At 64.9% G+C, this 14,940-nt stretch carries 13 protein-coding genes; 1 reads left to right on the top strand and 12 read right to left on the bottom strand.

Features of this window, described 5'->3' with window-relative positions; genetic code table 11:
• Window positions 1-28: 28 nt before the first annotated feature.
• Together OVA07_RS18545 and OVA07_RS18540 are read right to left on the bottom strand one after the other, a co-directional pair.
• Window positions 29-1,069, bottom strand: a complete 1,041-nt coding sequence (locus OVA07_RS18545) for a hypothetical protein (protein ID WP_268173171.1) — start codon at window positions 1,067-1,069, stop codon at window positions 29-31.
• Window positions 1,066-2,187 carry a CapA family protein gene (locus OVA07_RS18540; RefSeq protein ID WP_268173170.1) on the bottom strand — a complete coding sequence of 374 codons (1,122 nt, stop codon included), beginning with the start codon at window positions 2,185-2,187 and terminating at the stop codon, window positions 1,066-1,068. The genes OVA07_RS18545 and OVA07_RS18540 overlap by 4 nt, the downstream gene beginning before the upstream one ends.
• Before the next feature lie 195 nt (window positions 2,188-2,382).
• On the opposite strand from OVA07_RS18540, the gene OVA07_RS18535 reads away from it, so the two are divergent.
• Window positions 2,383-3,396, top strand: a complete 1,014-nt coding sequence (locus OVA07_RS18535) for a hypothetical protein (protein ID WP_268173169.1) — start codon at window positions 2,383-2,385, stop codon at window positions 3,394-3,396.
• Between the two features lie 21 nt (window positions 3,397-3,417).
• On the opposite strand, the gene OVA07_RS18530 is transcribed toward OVA07_RS18535, so the two are convergent.
• The 10 genes from OVA07_RS18530 to OVA07_RS18485 are packed head-to-tail and all read right to left on the bottom strand — an operon-like array spanning window position 3,418 to window position 14,934.
• Window positions 3,418-4,692, bottom strand: coding sequence for an alpha/beta hydrolase (locus OVA07_RS18530; RefSeq protein ID WP_268173168.1), 1,275 nt, complete (start codon window positions 4,690-4,692; stop codon window positions 3,418-3,420).
• Window positions 4,689-5,849, bottom strand: coding sequence for a CaiB/BaiF CoA transferase family protein (locus OVA07_RS18525; RefSeq protein WP_268173167.1), 1,161 nt, complete (start codon window positions 5,847-5,849; stop codon window positions 4,689-4,691). The genes OVA07_RS18530 and OVA07_RS18525 overlap by 4 nt, the downstream gene beginning before the upstream one ends.
• On the bottom strand, window positions 5,846-6,769 hold the full coding sequence (locus OVA07_RS18520; RefSeq protein ID WP_268173166.1) for a hypothetical protein: 924 nt from the start codon (window positions 6,767-6,769) through the stop codon (window positions 5,846-5,848). Before OVA07_RS18520 ends, OVA07_RS18525 begins: the two co-directional genes overlap by 4 nt.
• On the bottom strand, window positions 6,766-7,797 hold the full coding sequence (locus tag OVA07_RS18515) for a TRAP transporter substrate-binding protein (RefSeq protein ID WP_268173165.1): 1,032 nt from the start codon (window positions 7,795-7,797) through the stop codon (window positions 6,766-6,768). The genes OVA07_RS18520 and OVA07_RS18515 overlap by 4 nt, the downstream gene beginning before the upstream one ends.
• Window positions 7,794-9,092, bottom strand: a complete 1,299-nt coding sequence (locus OVA07_RS18510; protein WP_268173164.1) for a 2-hydroxyacyl-CoA dehydratase subunit D — start codon at window positions 9,090-9,092, stop codon at window positions 7,794-7,796. The genes OVA07_RS18515 and OVA07_RS18510 overlap by 4 nt, the downstream gene beginning before the upstream one ends.
• A complete protein-coding gene (locus OVA07_RS18505; protein ID WP_268173163.1) occupies window positions 9,089-11,176 on the bottom strand; it encodes a CaiB/BaiF CoA-transferase family protein in 2,088 nt (695 codons plus the stop codon). The genes OVA07_RS18510 and OVA07_RS18505 overlap by 4 nt, the downstream gene beginning before the upstream one ends.
• The gene (locus tag OVA07_RS18500; protein ID WP_268173162.1) at window positions 11,173-12,057 is read right to left on the bottom strand and encodes a hypothetical protein; all 885 of its coding nucleotides are present in this window, start codon (window positions 12,055-12,057) and stop codon (window positions 11,173-11,175) included. Before OVA07_RS18500 ends, OVA07_RS18505 begins: the two co-directional genes overlap by 4 nt.
• Window positions 12,057-13,364, bottom strand: a complete 1,308-nt coding sequence (locus OVA07_RS18495) for a TRAP transporter large permease (RefSeq protein ID WP_268173161.1) — start codon at window positions 13,362-13,364, stop codon at window positions 12,057-12,059. Before OVA07_RS18495 ends, OVA07_RS18500 begins: the two co-directional genes overlap by 1 nt.
• Window positions 13,364-13,816 carry a TRAP transporter small permease gene (locus OVA07_RS18490; RefSeq protein WP_268173160.1) on the bottom strand — a complete coding sequence of 151 codons (453 nt, stop codon included), beginning with the start codon at window positions 13,814-13,816 and terminating at the stop codon, window positions 13,364-13,366. Before OVA07_RS18490 ends, OVA07_RS18495 begins: the two co-directional genes overlap by 1 nt.
• Window positions 13,813-14,934, bottom strand: a complete 1,122-nt coding sequence (locus tag OVA07_RS18485) for a CapA family protein (protein WP_268173159.1) — start codon at window positions 14,932-14,934, stop codon at window positions 13,813-13,815. The genes OVA07_RS18490 and OVA07_RS18485 overlap by 4 nt, the downstream gene beginning before the upstream one ends.
• Between the last annotated feature and the right edge of the window lie 6 nt (window positions 14,935-14,940).

The following is a 14,940-nucleotide window of genomic DNA, read 5'->3' as shown; positions in this document are numbered from 1 at the left end:
GCCCACCCTGTGAGGCCGGGCAAAGTGTTCAGGTGGTTTCGCTGCGAGCCTCAAGCGCACGGGCGCGGGCTGCGGACAGGCGCGGGGCCAGCGACAGCAGCACGATGGCCCCGACCAGCACGGCGGCTCCTGCAAGTTCAGCCGAGCGGGGCATCTTCAGGCCCCAGAACCACGCCAGCAGCACCGACCCGCCAATGCCCGCCACAAGGCTGGCGGCACGTTCCAGCGGCACGCAATAAGCGTTCTCGCGCGGGTCGAGCAGGATGATGATGGCAAGGACGGAAATGACCGTGAGCGTCGCGCCGATCCAGAACAGATCGGCCAGCACCGGATCGCCCCACACGCCGATGAAGCCCCACGACAGTTCGCCCGACTGGCCGCCGATGCCGCTGGCCGAAATGGCCCCAAGGATCACCACCGACATCGGCAGGGCGATCATCTTTTCTTCGACGAAATAGCGCCGGACCGAAGCGGGATCGCCGCTTTTCGACACCTTGGTCATCACGAACAGGCGCAGGAAATAGCCCACGGTGTAAAGCACCACCGTCAGGATGGCGATCGGCGGCAGGTTCAAGCCGCCCCGGTCGGACAGGGTGATGACCAGCGCGAACAGGACAAGGCCCAGCGCGGTCCAGCTCCACCAGCGCACCCGGCGGCCGAACATCAGGTCCACCAGCGGCGCGATAATCAGAATATCGCCGCGCATCAGCAACTGGATGAACGGAATGCTGACATCGGGGATGGTGAAGCTGAGCGGCACGGTGAACAGCACCAGCGCGGTGCCGATGCCCGAAAGGAAGGTATAGCGCGTAGGAAACGGCACGCGCACCGGCCCCACGGCAATCTTGTTGGCATCGCGGTGCCAGCCCGACAGCCAGATGAAGCCCCAGGTCAGCACCATGTTGATGATGAGCGATGCGGGCAGCGTTTCCAGCCCGGTCAGCGGACGACCAAGCCCGGGGTGCGGGGTCGATGTGACCAGCTTGGTCACGATCACGTTGGGCAGATAGGCCAGCAGATAGAGGAAGACGAAGCCTTCCAGCGGGAAGGATACGCGGCGCGCAGTCACGCCGCCTGCTCCAGCAGCACCATGTCGCCATCGTTGCGATAGCGGGCGTTCAGGCCTGCTTCCTGCGTCACGGCAGACAGGTAATCGACCACGGCGGCATGGTCTTCACTGCCCGGCGCGGCAAGGCGCGGCACAGCGTCGCGCCCGATGACAAGCGGCAGCAGGCCGGCGCGCAGCACTTTGCCGCCTGCAATTTCAAGCCGCGCGATCATCGACAGGCGGGCGGCTTTGGGGAAGTTGTAGAGGCTTTCGAAATCCGGTTCCCATTCCTCTGCCAGAACGCGGATTTCGTTGAAGCTTTTGGAAGCAGCGTGGGCTTCGTCCATGGCAAGATCGGTGGCGAAGTTGCACAGCGAATAGAACACCGGCTTGCCGTCGATCAGTTCGCAACCTTTCAGGATGTGGGCGTGACCGCCGAAGATGGCATCGGCACCGGCGGCAATGGCGGCGCGGGCGACATCGCGCTGATAATCGGCAATCACCGCGCGGACGAAATGGATGCCCCAATGGTGCGACACCAGCACCACATCGGCCTGCTGCTTTGCCGCGCGAATGTCGGCTTCCATCGCAGAAAGGTCTTCGCGGTGGGGATAGGTGTGGACGCGCGCGGGCGTGCCGGGCTGATCGTGTTCGATCTGTTCGTACACGGTGAAAGCGCGCATCGGGGCGCAGCCGGGGCGGCGTTCATCGGCCCAGTAGGAATGCGGCAGGATGCTGGAATAGGCGAGGAAGGCAACGCGCGTGCCATCGGCCAGGGTGCGGATGACGGGGCGCCGCGCCTCGGCAATGTTGGCGCCTGCGCCCACCACATCCATGCCATGGCTGCGGATATGGGCCTGCGTTTCGAAGAAGGCTTCATGCCCCCAGTCCATCACATGGTTGCCTGCCATCGAGATCACGTCAAACCCGGCGCGGCCCAATGCGGCGGCACCTTCGGGCTTGGCCAGCACGGCATGGCGGGCCTGCGGCAGGCGAACGCCCTTTTCCGCAAAGCTGGTTTCAAGCTGGCCGAACACGATATCTGCCGCGCGCAACGTGTCTGCAGCACCGGCAAAGCAGGCATCATAATCGTCGCGATCCATCGCAAGGTCGCCAGTGGCCAGCACGGTATGGATCAAGACAATCTCCCAGACGTTTATGCTTGTTGTGTTGGCCCAAGGTTAGCTGCGTATGACGCATAACGCAAGCGCTTGCATAAAGGGCGCCAGACTTCAGGAATGGCGGATTTCTATCGATTTTCAGCCATATTCATAAACCGCGAGGCATTTTGAATCGGCGTTGCGGTGAAAATGCCAATGCAAGGGCTTGCGTTGGTGTCGATTCGCCATCAGGTTGCGGCTTTCCCACAAAGCAAAACGATGATGGAGGATGCCTTGCGCCCAATAACCAATCTTGCGGCAGGCCTTGCCTGTGCGCTGGCCCTGGCCCTGCCCACAGGTGCCATGGCGCAGGACAGCGACGCCGCCCGCGCAGCCTATGATGCGATGCCCAACGGGCCGGGCACGGGACCGTTTGCAGCGGTGATGGTGGAAGATCCAGGCCTTGCCAACCATGTGATCTATCGTCCTGCCGACCTTGCCAGGGCGGGCAAGCTGGGTGTGTTGGTGTGGGGCAATGGCGGGTGCCGCGACGATGGCGCCAGCGCGCGCCAGCACCTGCTGGAAATTGCCAGCCACGGCTATCTGGTGATCGCGCCGGGCCGGGTGTTGAGCGGGCCGGGCGCTACGGCAAAGCCCGCACCACGCAGCCCGGATGCCGCCACGGGCAAGCTGCCCCCGGTCGCCACCACCACCGCCGATGTGCTGGCGGGCCTTGACTGGGCCATGACCGAAAACACGCGCAAGGGCAGCGCTTTGAACGGGCGGATCGATGCAAACGCGGTGGCCGTGGCGGGGCACAGCTGCGGCGGATTGCAAGCCATTCAGGCCGCCGCCGACACGCGCATCCGCGCCGTCATCGTTCACAACAGCGGCGTGTTTACCGACGGCACCAACCCGATTTCGGGCATGAGCGTGGACAAGAGCCTGCTGGCCAAATTCCACACCCCGGTCCTGTATGTCCTGGGCGGGCCGGACGATGTGGCATGGCCCAACGGCACCGACGATTACCGCCGCATCGCCCATGTCCCCGCCGCCATGGTCAGCCTGCCGGTAGGTCATGGCGGCACCTTCCGCACGGCAAATGGCGGCGCGGTGGCGGCCCTTTCGCTGGACTGGCTGGAATGGCAATTGCGCAGCGACATGGCGGCGGAGCGCACATTCAAGGGCGCGAACTGCCGCCTGTGCGTGGTGCCGGGCTGGACCATCGAGAAGAAGGGGATCGACTGACACAGCGCGCGCGCCCTTGCATCAGCGGCACTTCCCGCCGCGCGTGCAGGGGCGCAGCATGGGCGCGGGCGTGTGGTCCACGAACTGCGGCGGGCGCGCAGCCCATTTGCCGCTGTCGATCCGCGCTTCAAGGTGGTCAATCGCAGCAAGCACTTGTGCCGCTGGCAGGCGGCAGTGCCCTGCGCCATTGTGCCACAAGCCCTGCACCATGGCGGCGGGTGCAGTCTGAACATAAGCGCGCTGGAGCGAGGGTGATGTCATCCCATCGCCCACCGCCTGTAGCGAAACCAACGGCACACGCGGCTTTGCGTTGGGCGTGTAGTTGGCCATCATGTAGCGCACGGCAGCAGGCTTTGCCGCAATGCGCGGGGCCTTTGCCAGCGCGGCAAGGTCTTCCGAAAGGCTGAGGCCTGCTTTGGCATAGAGCGCTTCCACCATGGCGCGGCGTCCTGAAAGCGCAAGCTGGCGGGCGTAATCAACCCCGGTGTTCCATGAAAAAACGCCGCCCGCCCGTGCTTCCTGATCGTTACGGGGCATGAACGTGCCCATCACGAAGGTCGCGGCCATTTCATCAAGCTGCGCTTCGTAATCGGCGACAGCAGGTTCTGCACGGTCCACACGAGTCCAGCCCGGAATGCCGCCCAGCACGCCCGCCAGCGCCAGACGCGCACGGCCTTCGCGGGTGGTGCGGGCGGCGTCCAGCGCGGTTTGCGCCTTGCGGCCATTGGCCATGTCGTCCGCCACATTGACCAGCGAAAGGCCCGAATTGGCCGCGACCAGCGTGGTGAAGGCGAACGCGCCGTCCAGCCCCATGTTCATCATGCCCACGGCCCCGCCGATGGACGGGCACATTGCCAGTGCGCCATCGATGGCGGGCTTGTCCTGTTCGGCCAGCGCAGTGGAGATCAGCCCGCCCATGGACGAACCCCATGCCAGCACACGCGCCGGGCGCCCTTCACGCGCGGCAAAGGCTTCTACCGCCGCGCGTTGCGCCGGGACGGCCTGTTCCAGCGACCATCCGCCTGCGCCATAATCCGACGCGATCAGCGCATAACCGCGTTGCAGCAGCAGGTCGCGGTATTGCGCAGGCGCGGGTTCGGGCGGGTCGATGCGCGGGGAATAGCCATGGCTCCACACCAGCAGGCGGCCATTGAAGTTTGCGGGCACCAGCGCTTTCCAGTGCGCTCCGCTCGCCAGTTGCCCTTCCACCGTGCGCGGCGGTTGCACCGGGGCCTGCGCGGCGGCAGGCAAGGCCAGCGCCAGCGCGGCGCTGGCAGTAATGATCGTGCGCATCATGCGTCAGGTTCCTGTTCCAGCCAGCGGAGGATTTCCGCCCGGTCGGCATCAAGCCGGGGCGGCGCGCCGGGCGCAGGGTTGGCCTGCCCGGCGACGCTGTAACCAGCGCCGGGTATCTGCACCGCTTCATCGGGAAGGCCCGGCACGGTCAGATTGACCAGCGCGGTTGGCCCTGCCAGCGCAGCGGCTTCGTCCACTCGGCGCACCATGCCGCAGGGAATGCCCGCATCGCTCAACCGCCGTTCCCATTGCGCCGCTGGCAGGCGGGCAAATTCGGCAGAGAGTTCGGCATGCATCGCGTCAAAATTGGTGCGGCGAGCGTCGGGCGTGGCAAACCGCGGATCGTCCAGCCAGTCCTGCCGCCCCAGTTCACGCGCCAGGGCCGCAAATTGCGGCGGTTGCACCACGCCCAACGAGATTTCGCGCCCGTCCGATGCGTTGAACATCGATGCGGTGGGCAGGCCGCTGTAACCGGTGTTGCCCATGCGCTGCATCGGTTGGCCGGTGACAAGGAACGGCGTCAGGGCCGAGGTCATGAAGGCAAGGCTGGCGTCGAACATGGATACGTCGATCTGGCTACCACCATTGCCGCGTTCACGCTGCATCAGCGCGCCAAGTATGGCCATGGCGGCGGTCTGCCCGGTCAAGGTATCCACGATGGGAAAGCCCACCCGCACCGGTGCATCGCCTTCTGCGCCGCTTAACATCATCATGCCGCTGGTGGCCTGCACGATATTGTCAATGGCGGGCCAGTCACGATGCTGCCCGGTCTGGCCATAGCCGGAAACGGAGCAATAGATCACGTCGGGCACCATTTCGCGCACCGCGTCATAGCCCAGTCCCAACCGCGCCATGACACCGGGACGGAAGTTTTCCAGCACCACGTCCGATCGCGCAATGATGGCGCGGGCAATGGCAAGGTCTGCTTCATCCTTCAGGTCGAGCGCGATGGATTTCTTGCCCGCATTGGCAGCGATAAACGCAGGCGAAAGGCCATCATAGCGACGGTCCGCGCCGTAATTGCGAAAGCCATCGCCCTTTACCGGTTCGATCTTGATAACCTCCGCCCCCATCAGCCGCAGCAGGTGCGAAGCGTAAGGCCCGGCCATGACATGACTGAAATCGGCAATGCGGATGCCGGAGAGGGGAAGGTTCATGGATTCTCCGGAAATTGTTTGCGAACCACGGTCCAGCGGGTGTCCTTGCACAAGCTGCAGTCCTGCCCGGCGAACATCGCGCCTGCCGTCTTGCTGCCTTTCAACTGCCAATCGAGCCATGCCGCGCCGACACGGCCATAATCACCCCCATCGGCAAGCTGGAACGTGCCGCCATGGCCAACACCAAGGTTGCCATAGAACACCGGTACATGGCCGATGCGCGCCACATCGTCGCTGCCATTGGGATAGGCAATATCGTCCGGGCCCCCAAGGATATAGGCAACCGGGGTGTGCAGCTTTTCCAGATCCTGCTTCTGGATATGCACCCCGCTAAGCCCCGATCCGGCGCGGATGTAGACCCCACTGTTGAACGCGACGACAGTTTTGATGCGGGCATCGGCCCCAGCGGCCAGCGCCTGAAGCCCGCCGCAGCTATGCCCCATCACGGCGATGCGGGCAAAATCGACATGGGATGCAAGATCGCCCGCGCCGCTCGCCCAATCGATGGCGGCCAGAAGCTGGCTGACCTGTGTTTCATCAGGCGTGGCGCGCGGCGGGGCTGAGCCGGTGGGGCGTGGCCCGTTGGCGGGCGGCAGCGCGGATTGGACGGGGCGCTCTTCTGCCGGAGCGCCATTGGCGATCACCACATAACCGTGACTGGCGATCTGGCGCAGGAAATGGCTGGCGGACAAGCCGTTGTTGCGGCATCCGCCATTGCCCCACAGCACCAGTGGCAGCGGTTCAGGCCCCCATGTGACGGGGTGGTAAACGGTGTATCCGGGCGCATCGGCGCGGGCTTGTGCGATGGCGGGCTGGCCGCCAGTTCCGGCAGGCGCGCCAATCTGGCGGGCGGGATCAGCGGCCACGGCAGGGCTTACCCACAAGGCCAGTGCGGCGGCAGATAGCAAGGCGTGTTTCATGTCTGGCTCCCACAGGAAATGCGGTCTTTGCCGGTAACGGCACTGCGCGCGGCCTTGAATGCGGCGAGGCCATCAATGCCGAAGCGCGAAAGGCCGCGGGCGTTGCGTTCGGAATCACGCAAGTAAATGGCCTCGAACCGGGCCTGATCGGCGGGCGATGCGGTGGTGAACGCGACGTTGTTGGTGCGGGCTTCTGCCGTGCCCTTGTCCACTGCGGCGCGCACTTCATCGGCCAGCGCGGCTTCCCATACGGCAACGCCTTCTTCCAGAACCTTGCGGTCGTCCGCGCTTAACGCATTGAACCGGGCGGTGTTCATCGCACGGGCCGGATAGGCGCCGCGCGGCACGGCAAGATCGTAATAATGCCCAGCAACTTCGGCAAAGTGCAGAGACTTGAAAGTGTCGGCAGGCGCAATCACGCCATCGATCACGCCTTTGGCAAGGGCCGAATAAACCTCGCCCATCGGCATGTTGACCGGGTCGGCACCCAGCGAATCCAGCACGGCCAGCAGTTCGGTCGGCGCGCGGATGCGCAGGCCTTTCAGATCATCCAGACTGTGGATCGCGCGGGTGGTGGTGACCAGGCCGGGCAGCGTGCCGCCCTGCACCGCCAGCACTTTCAACCCGTGCAGTTCGTGGGCAATCTGCGGGCTGGCAGCGGCAATGCAGCGATAGAGCGCGACCTGCGATTCCGGGCTGTCAGCGCCTGAATAGAAGCCCGACTGGATGCGGATAAGATGGGTGCCGCCGCGCACATAAATAGGCGTAATCAGGCCGATATCGGCCACGCCATGGCGCAGTTCCTCCATCGACATATCGGACGAAAGCAGCGCACCCGACCATGACGGTTTGATCTTCAACCGTCCGCCGGACCGCGCTTCGACAAATTTCATCCACGTCTGATCCGCTTTGCTGAACGGATGGCTGGGGCTGTAGGGCGAAGCATAAGTAAGCACGGTGACACCTTGCGGCGCGGGCCGGGCGCAGGCCGCCAGTAACAGTGCCAGAATAAGCGCGACGATCCTCACGCCAGCCCCCGCTTCACCAGAAAGTCCGCCACCATGCCCACCATGCGGTCATGGTCCCAATTGCCCGCATCCACCATGTCAGCATCGATCATCAGCACCGGCACGCCTGCGGCTTCCAGCGCCTGCGCGGTCAGTTTCGTGCCCGATTGCGACAGGCGGTTTTCAGGCGGCAGCAGCACCACGCAGGCGTCGATGCCGCAGCGTTCGGCCTCGCTGGTCATCCATCCATTCATCCACGGCGGCAGGTGCAGCACCTCATTCATCGAACAGACGCGGCTGGCCAGCGCCTCCATCGGGCGGCCCTGCACTTCGCGGATATATTGCGGCCCGGCAAAGGGCATATACATCGACCAGACGAACACCGCGCCCATGCGTTCTTCCAGCGCCTGATAAAAACCGGGATCGTGCCACACGCCCGCGCCGATCCACATCAGGCGGATCTTCTCGTTCGCCGCTGTGCCCGCGCCTGCGGCCACACGTTCCATCACTTCATCGCGGAACCGTTTGGCATGGGCCACCGCCCAGTCAGACCCGCGATGCCATTGCGGGATCATGGTGTTGGGCATCTGTTCGGCAATCGACACCGGGCAGGGCCGCGCATTGCCGATGGCCTGCGCCGCTTCCCAGATATAGCCTTCCTGTTCGTTGATACGCTCCATCAGGTAATGCAGCTTCGCCTCGTCGAATTTCCGGCCCGTGCGGTTTTCCAGCAAGGCAATCAGATCGCGCATTTCATCGACCATGCGGGCAATGCGGTCGGGTTCGTAAACCGCGTCCCACTGATCGCGCGAATGGGCGAACCAGCGCGGGTCTTTGTGTTCCCACGCGGGCGCTTCCATCGGGAAAAATTCGCTGCCCAGCGCATTGGCCCATTTGCCGAAGACATGCTGAATGCAATCGCAGGTCATCCGCGCCACCAGCACGGTGGGCTTGGGCAATCCGCCCCACGGCGCGGTCTTGGGATCGTTGGCCAGCGTGCAGGCAAGGCCCAGCGAGCAGTATTTGCAACTGTTCTTCGGATATCCCGCCTGCGCCATCACTTCGAAATAGTGGTTCGAAAGCTGTTTGGCCGAGATATAGGCCGACCACCACTGGTTGGTGATGATCGGGATATCCATCACATGGAAAATCTCGTGCGGGGTGTCGGCCTGAACGATGGCAAAGGGTTCGCCTTCGTCCACCACGCGGCGCTTCAGATCGGCCCCGAACTGCTTTTGATAGGCGCTGGCGGCGGCGGTGCAGGCCAGATCCTTGCGGCTGCGCTGGCCGGAGGCGGCGGTTTGGGCGGCGCTCACTGGAAAACTCCTGCCTGTTCGAGTTCGGCAATGCGGGCATCGGAAAGGCCGCAGATGTCGCGCGCCACATCATGGACATGTTCACCCATGCCCGGCGCGCGGAAGGGGGTGAAGGCATCGCGCGAAAAGCGCAGTGGCGTGGCGATGTGGCCAAAGGGGCCAAGCAGCGGATGATCGAGCGTGACCAGCGCGCCACGCCCATCAAGCTGTGGATCGCGTTCGATCATATCCTCGCAATCCTGCACCACGCCGCAGGCGATACCGGCGGCCTGCAACTGCGCCGCGATGGCGTGATCTTCGCGCACGGCGGTCCATGCGGCCACGTCCGGCCCGGTCAGGGCCAGCAGACGGGCATGGTCAGCCTGGGTCGCGCACGTGATCGCCACCCAGCGATCATCGCCAGCGGCAGGCAGCACATCCTGCCAGAACAGGCGGGCGTCGGCATTGCCAGTGCGCTGCGGACGTTCCCCGCGCTTGGCCATGGCCAGATAATCGCGCATCTGCTGCACGCAGATCTCATACATCGAGGCGTCGATATGGCAGCCGCGGCCAGTTTCGCGCCGGTGCTGAAGCGCACCTGCAACGCTCGCCGCCATGACATAAGGCACGATCACATCGCCATAAGGCACCGCGCCGGGGATGACCGGATCGCGTTCCGGCCACCCGGTCAGGAACGTGCGACCCGAAAGCGCGCCGCCGGTGCCATCCACGCCCCATTCCTGCGCCAATGGCCCGGTCTGACCGAACACGCTGCCCGACACCATGACGATGCCGGCATTGCGCGCGGCAAGATCGTCATAGCCAAGCCCCAGCTTTGCCATCGTGCCGGGGGAAAAGTTCTCCACCACCACGTCGGCCCAGTCGATCAGCGGATCGATCAGCTCGCGCGCCTCAGGCTTCTTCATGTTGAGCGAGACACTGCGCTTGGATGAATTGAGGTGGGCGAACCATGGCTTGTCGTCCCAGTTACCCGGCTTCGAGGCCGATACCTGCACGTCAAGCCGCGCCAGATCGGGCCGGGTGCGGGTTTCGATCTTGACCACTTCTGCCCCCAGATCGCCCAGCGTCTTGGTGGTGATGGACCCGACCAGCGCCCAGGCAAAGTCCAGCACTTTCACGCCCGACAGCGGCCCCGGACGCGGGCCGGTGTGAATAGCGGGCGCGGGAATCTGCGCGCGGCCTTCGCGGAACGTGGCGAAACGATCAGGCAGTCCATCCCCGGTATCAAAGAACCCGCGCGCGGCAAGGTGCGGATCGGCCAGCACATCCGCAGGTTCATTGGCGACGCAGGCGTTGATGCCTCGGCGCAGCCCTTCGGTGGCGATGTCATGCTTGGTGCGCGACAGGAAAAACGCCGCGATGGCCGCTTCCCATACGGCGCGGGTTTCTGCCGGAAGGGTGGAACGGTTGTAGGAAAGCCAGTCGGTCCCTGCCAGCGGGTTGGGCACGCCCGCATCGTCCATCCAGTCGGACAGGGCCTGATTGGCAGGTGCGCCAAGGCGGCCAGTCATCAGCGAATGGAAGCACCAGCCATCGGCCAGCCGCCAGATCGCCCTTACCGTGGCCTTGCCATAGGCCAGCGATCCGCCGACCCGCGCCAGTTTGCGCTGATCGAACTGCCATACCAGCACACCGTTGAAATTGCGGCTGAAGGCAACCTGCTGCACCGAAACGTCAACATGCTGACCCCGCCCATGGCTGCCACGCGCATAATGCGCCGCCAGTGCGCCGGATGCGGCCACCATATCGGCGTGGAAGATGCAGGCATCGCCCGCTTCCTTGACCGGCGGCAGGCCAGGCTCGCCCGTCACGCGCAAGGCCCCGCCCATGGCTGAGGCGACAAGTTCGCCCCCCTGCCAGGCTGATCGAGGCCCGCCTGAACCGAAGGCGGTGACCGAAACATGCACCGCGCTCTCAGGAATGGATACGCCAGCCAGCCCACCCAGCCCAATGTCGTCGATGATGAACGACGCGCCTTCTACTGGCCCACCGAGTTCCGCCCCCAGCGAAGCAAGAAAGCGTGCCAGCGCGCGGTCGGCCATGTTGCCCAGCACGGCAACGCGGTGGCCCAAAAGCGGCTTCATGCGGAAATACCCTTCAGAAAATCGGTCAGTTCGCTGGCGATACCATCGTTCGCGCGCCAATCGCGGCGCGTGGCGACCAGCAGTGGCAGGCCCATGGCGCGCAGCGCATCGCGCATGGCGGGCAGGTGCCAGACCGTGGTGTCGTCTTCTTCCATCAGCCACAGCAACGCGGCGCTGGCCCCGGCAAGCCGCGCCTGATCCGCCACAGCGGCGGCGCGATCAAAGAACCCGCGCGGCCCGGTCTGCCGCGATTGAAGCTGGCGGGAAAGGGCAGCGAAAGGATTGCCGGTGCCATTATCGACTACCGGGCCAAGATCGGCCCAGACTTGCGCCAGCGTCAGCCCGGCAGGGTTCCAGCCCACGCTTTGCACCATGGCGTGCAAGCGCAGATCGGGCGGCGGGCTTCCGGTAATCAGGCAGACTTTGCCAGCGGCCGCAGAGGGCGCGGAATTGCCCCGGCGGGCATTGATGCGGGCAATCCCGGCTTCCAGCGCGGCATCATCCACACCCAGCCGCGCGGCCAGTTTGCGCAAGACCGTTTCAGTGCGCAGATCGCTGCCGGGGCGCACGACATTGGCAATGTCGGCAATCAGCGGCTCAGGCCCGCGCAACGCGCCGCCGCGCTGCAGTTCGCAGGCGTAGTAATACAGCCGCTGGCAGGCATCGTCTGCGCGCGAAAACACCACCGCATCCAGATGGTCCAGTGCGCCATCGGCCCAGTCCTGAAGCACCGAACGGGTCCACAATGGAAACTTGCTTTCCAGCCATTGGTCGGCCTGCGGGGTTGGGCGGTCGATGTTCCAGCCGAGCGGCCCTGCGTAACGCCCGGTGGCGTCCAGCAGATCGTGCGGCAGGCCGGGGCCAAGCGATGCAATCATCATCAGTTTCCAAGCAGTTCGGGCAGGCCAAGGGCCAGCGCCGGGAACAGGATCAACAGGGCAAGGTGGAACAGGTCGCTGGCCAGAAACGGCAGCACGCCTTTGAAAATGCGATTGATCGACACGTCCTTGGCCACGCCCTGAATGACGAACAGATTCATCCCCAAAGGCGGGTGGACAAAGCCGATCTCCATGGCGCGACACAGGAAGATGCCGAACCAGATGGCCGACATGCCCACACCTTCGACCACCGGCAGCAGGATGGGCGTGGTCAAGAGCATCAGCGCAAGCCCGTCCAGCACCGAACCCAGCACCAGCAGGATCAGCGCGACCAGCGCCAGCGTCGCCACCGTGCCAAGGCCAAGCCCAGAAACCCATGCGCCCACCGCATCGGTCAGCCCGGTCACACTGACGAACACCGAAAAGATCAGCGCGCCGATGATGACCATCAGGATCATGCCGCTGGTGCGCAGCGTTTCGTCAAACGCCTGCATCAGCATCTGACGGTTCAGTCGGCCACGCCACGCAGCAATGCCCAGCGCCCCCGCCGCGCCGATGGAGGCGGCTTCCGACGGGCTGAACCAACCCAGCGCAATGCCGCCAATCACGCCGCCAATCAGCACTGCCATATCGGCAATGCGCGCCAGCGCGCGTCCCCGTTCAGCCCATGTCGCGCGTTCGCTGGCAGGAGCAATATGCGGGCGCAGGCGCACGGCAATCCAGATCACCACGCAATAGAGCAGCGCCTGCGTGATGCCGGGCACGATGGCGGCGGTGAACAGCTTGCCGATGGACTGTTCGGCAATGATGCCAAACACGATCAACGCGCCCGAAGGCGGGATCATCTGCCCCAGCGTGCCACCCGCCGCCACGGTGCCGGTGGCCAGCGCATCGGAATAGCCGCGTTTGCGCATTTCGGGCAGGGCGACAAGGCCGATGGTGGCGGCCGTGGCAAGGCTGGACCCGTTGATGGACCCGAACCCGGCACACCCCGCGACCGAGGCATAGGCAAGGCCGCCCTTGCGGTGGCCGATCATCTTTGCCGCCGCATCGAACAGGTCTCGGCTGGCGTTTGAGCTGAAGAACAGGTGCGCCATGAACATGAACAGCGGCAATGTGCCCAATTCATAGCGGGTCATGGTGTCGATCAGGACAACCCCGCCTTTGACAACGGCGGCTTCGGCACCCAGCACCAGCGCCAGTCCACCAAGGCCGACCAAACCCAGCGCCACGCCAATCGGCAAGCCCGCCAGCAGCAGGCCAAACAGGATCAGCACACCGATGATGCCGGTTTCAGGTGATGCCAACATCAGCGCGCGCGACCTGCAAATACCTGCCGCACCAGCACGATAATGGTCGCGCCCAAAGCAATGTTGGCAAACAGGCGCATCCAGCGCCATGGCACGCCCACCACTTCGCTGATCTCGTGCGCGGCCCACAAATCCGCCGCCAGCCAGACCGACCCCGCCAGTAGCGCGGCAAAGAACACTGCCGTCAGCGCAGACCCGATGCGGTCCACCGCACCGCGCGCACTATCGCCCATACGGTCAACCAGCAGATGCACTTTGGCATGGCCATTTGCGACCGTGGCCACCAGAACTGCCAGCGACCCCGCCACCAGAACCGCCACCTGCACCAGTTCAATCGAACCATGCACCGGCATGCCCACATGGCGGCCAATCACCGCTATGGTGTCTGTCGCCGTCGCCGCGATCAGCGCCACGCCGCCCATCAGCGTTACGGCGGTTCTCCACACGCTCATCCCTGCCCCATCCCGTTCTGTATTATCCCGTCTTTTGCAATGGCGATTGCTGGCAGGCCTGCCGCCAGCGTGATATCTTCGATATAGCGCGCGATTTCCTGCGCGCGGGCCCCATGCGCCAGCACCGGCTTGCCGGGCGGCAGCACGTCCACGGGAATGATCCCCGCTTCTATCCGGCCATCATCGTGCAACACCACGCGGCCCAGCATGGCGTTCACCGCCTGCGGGTGAAATGGAGCCAGCGTATAGGCAGGGTCAGGTTCAAACCCGAACAGCGCCTTGCGCCGCTGCGCCCATTCCGCCCGCGCAGGATGATCCTGCGCCGGGCTGAGCGCGCTGGTCACGACACAGCCATTGCCAAGACCATGGAAGATCGGCTTGCCGCGATGAAATTCGATGCCGCGCACGATATGGGCGTGATGGCCGATCACCACATCGGCGCCGGCGTCGATGGCCGCGTGGGACAATGCCCTCTCATACGAGGCGAGCCGCGCGGGCGTGTGAACAATACCCTTGTGCAGGGCCACCATCACGAAATCGGCCCGCTGGCGCAGCGCGGCGATATCAGCCCGCAGCGCGGCCACAGCCTCATCCGTCAACCGCACCAGATCGGCGGCGGGCGCAATCGGTGCGCCATCGGGCGTTTCGATCCGCAGCCATGCGCAGCCGGCGCGGCTGTCGGTTGCCCAGGCCATTTCCGGGCCGACGCAGTTATAGCTTAACAGCCCGATGCGCCGCCCGCCACGCACGACCAGCGCAGGCCGCGCCGCTTGCGCCAAAGTCAGCCCCGCGCCCGTTGCCGCAACCCCGGCGGCGTCCAGCAGGGCCAGCGTGTCGGCAATGCCTTCCGCGCCGCAATCGGCAATATGGTTGCCGGCAAGGCTGACCATGTGGAACCCAGCACCGGCAATCGCCGCCACATTTTCAGGCGGCGCGCCGGGGGCAGGCACATCGCCCTGCATTTCCGCGCCGCGCGCGGTATGGGGCACTTCCAGATGCCCCACGGCAAGGTCCGCCGCCTGCAAAGCCGGGGCGATCCCCGCCAGCCAGAACGCGCCATCGGGTTCATCCAGAACCAGATCGCCCGCCAGCACGATGGAGATCGCCCCTTCCCTCATGACCTT

The organism is Novosphingobium sp. SL115 (genome assembly GCF_026672515.1).
Classification (GTDB): domain Bacteria; phylum Pseudomonadota; class Alphaproteobacteria; order Sphingomonadales; family Sphingomonadaceae; genus Novosphingobium.
Note: the sequence above shows the minus strand (reverse complement) of the source record. Positions and strands in the feature narration are given on the sequence as shown.

Coding starts and splice junctions, on each gene's coding strand:
- OVA07_RS18530 (WP_268173168.1), bottom strand. CDS start 4,692: ATGATGCGCACGATCATTACTGCCAGCGCCGCGCTGGCGCTGGCCTTG.
- OVA07_RS18525 (WP_268173167.1), bottom strand. CDS start 5,849: ATGAACCTTCCCCTCTCCGGCATCCGCATTGCCGATTTCAGTCATGTC.
- OVA07_RS18520 (WP_268173166.1), bottom strand. CDS start 6,769: ATGAAACACGCCTTGCTATCTGCCGCCGCACTGGCCTTGTGGGTAAGC.
- OVA07_RS18505 (WP_268173163.1), bottom strand. CDS start 11,176: ATGAAGCCGCTTTTGGGCCACCGCGTTGCCGTGCTGGGCAACATGGCC.
- OVA07_RS18500 (WP_268173162.1), bottom strand. CDS start 12,057: ATGATGATTGCATCGCTTGGCCCCGGCCTGCCGCACGATCTGCTGGAC.
- OVA07_RS18495 (WP_268173161.1), bottom strand. CDS start 13,364: ATGTTGGCATCACCTGAAACCGGCATCATCGGTGTGCTGATCCTGTTT.
- OVA07_RS18490 (WP_268173160.1), bottom strand. CDS start 13,816: ATGAGCGTGTGGAGAACCGCCGTAACGCTGATGGGCGGCGTGGCGCTG.
- OVA07_RS18485 (WP_268173159.1), bottom strand. CDS start 14,934: ATGAGGGAAGGGGCGATCTCCATCGTGCTGGCGGGCGATCTGGTTCTG.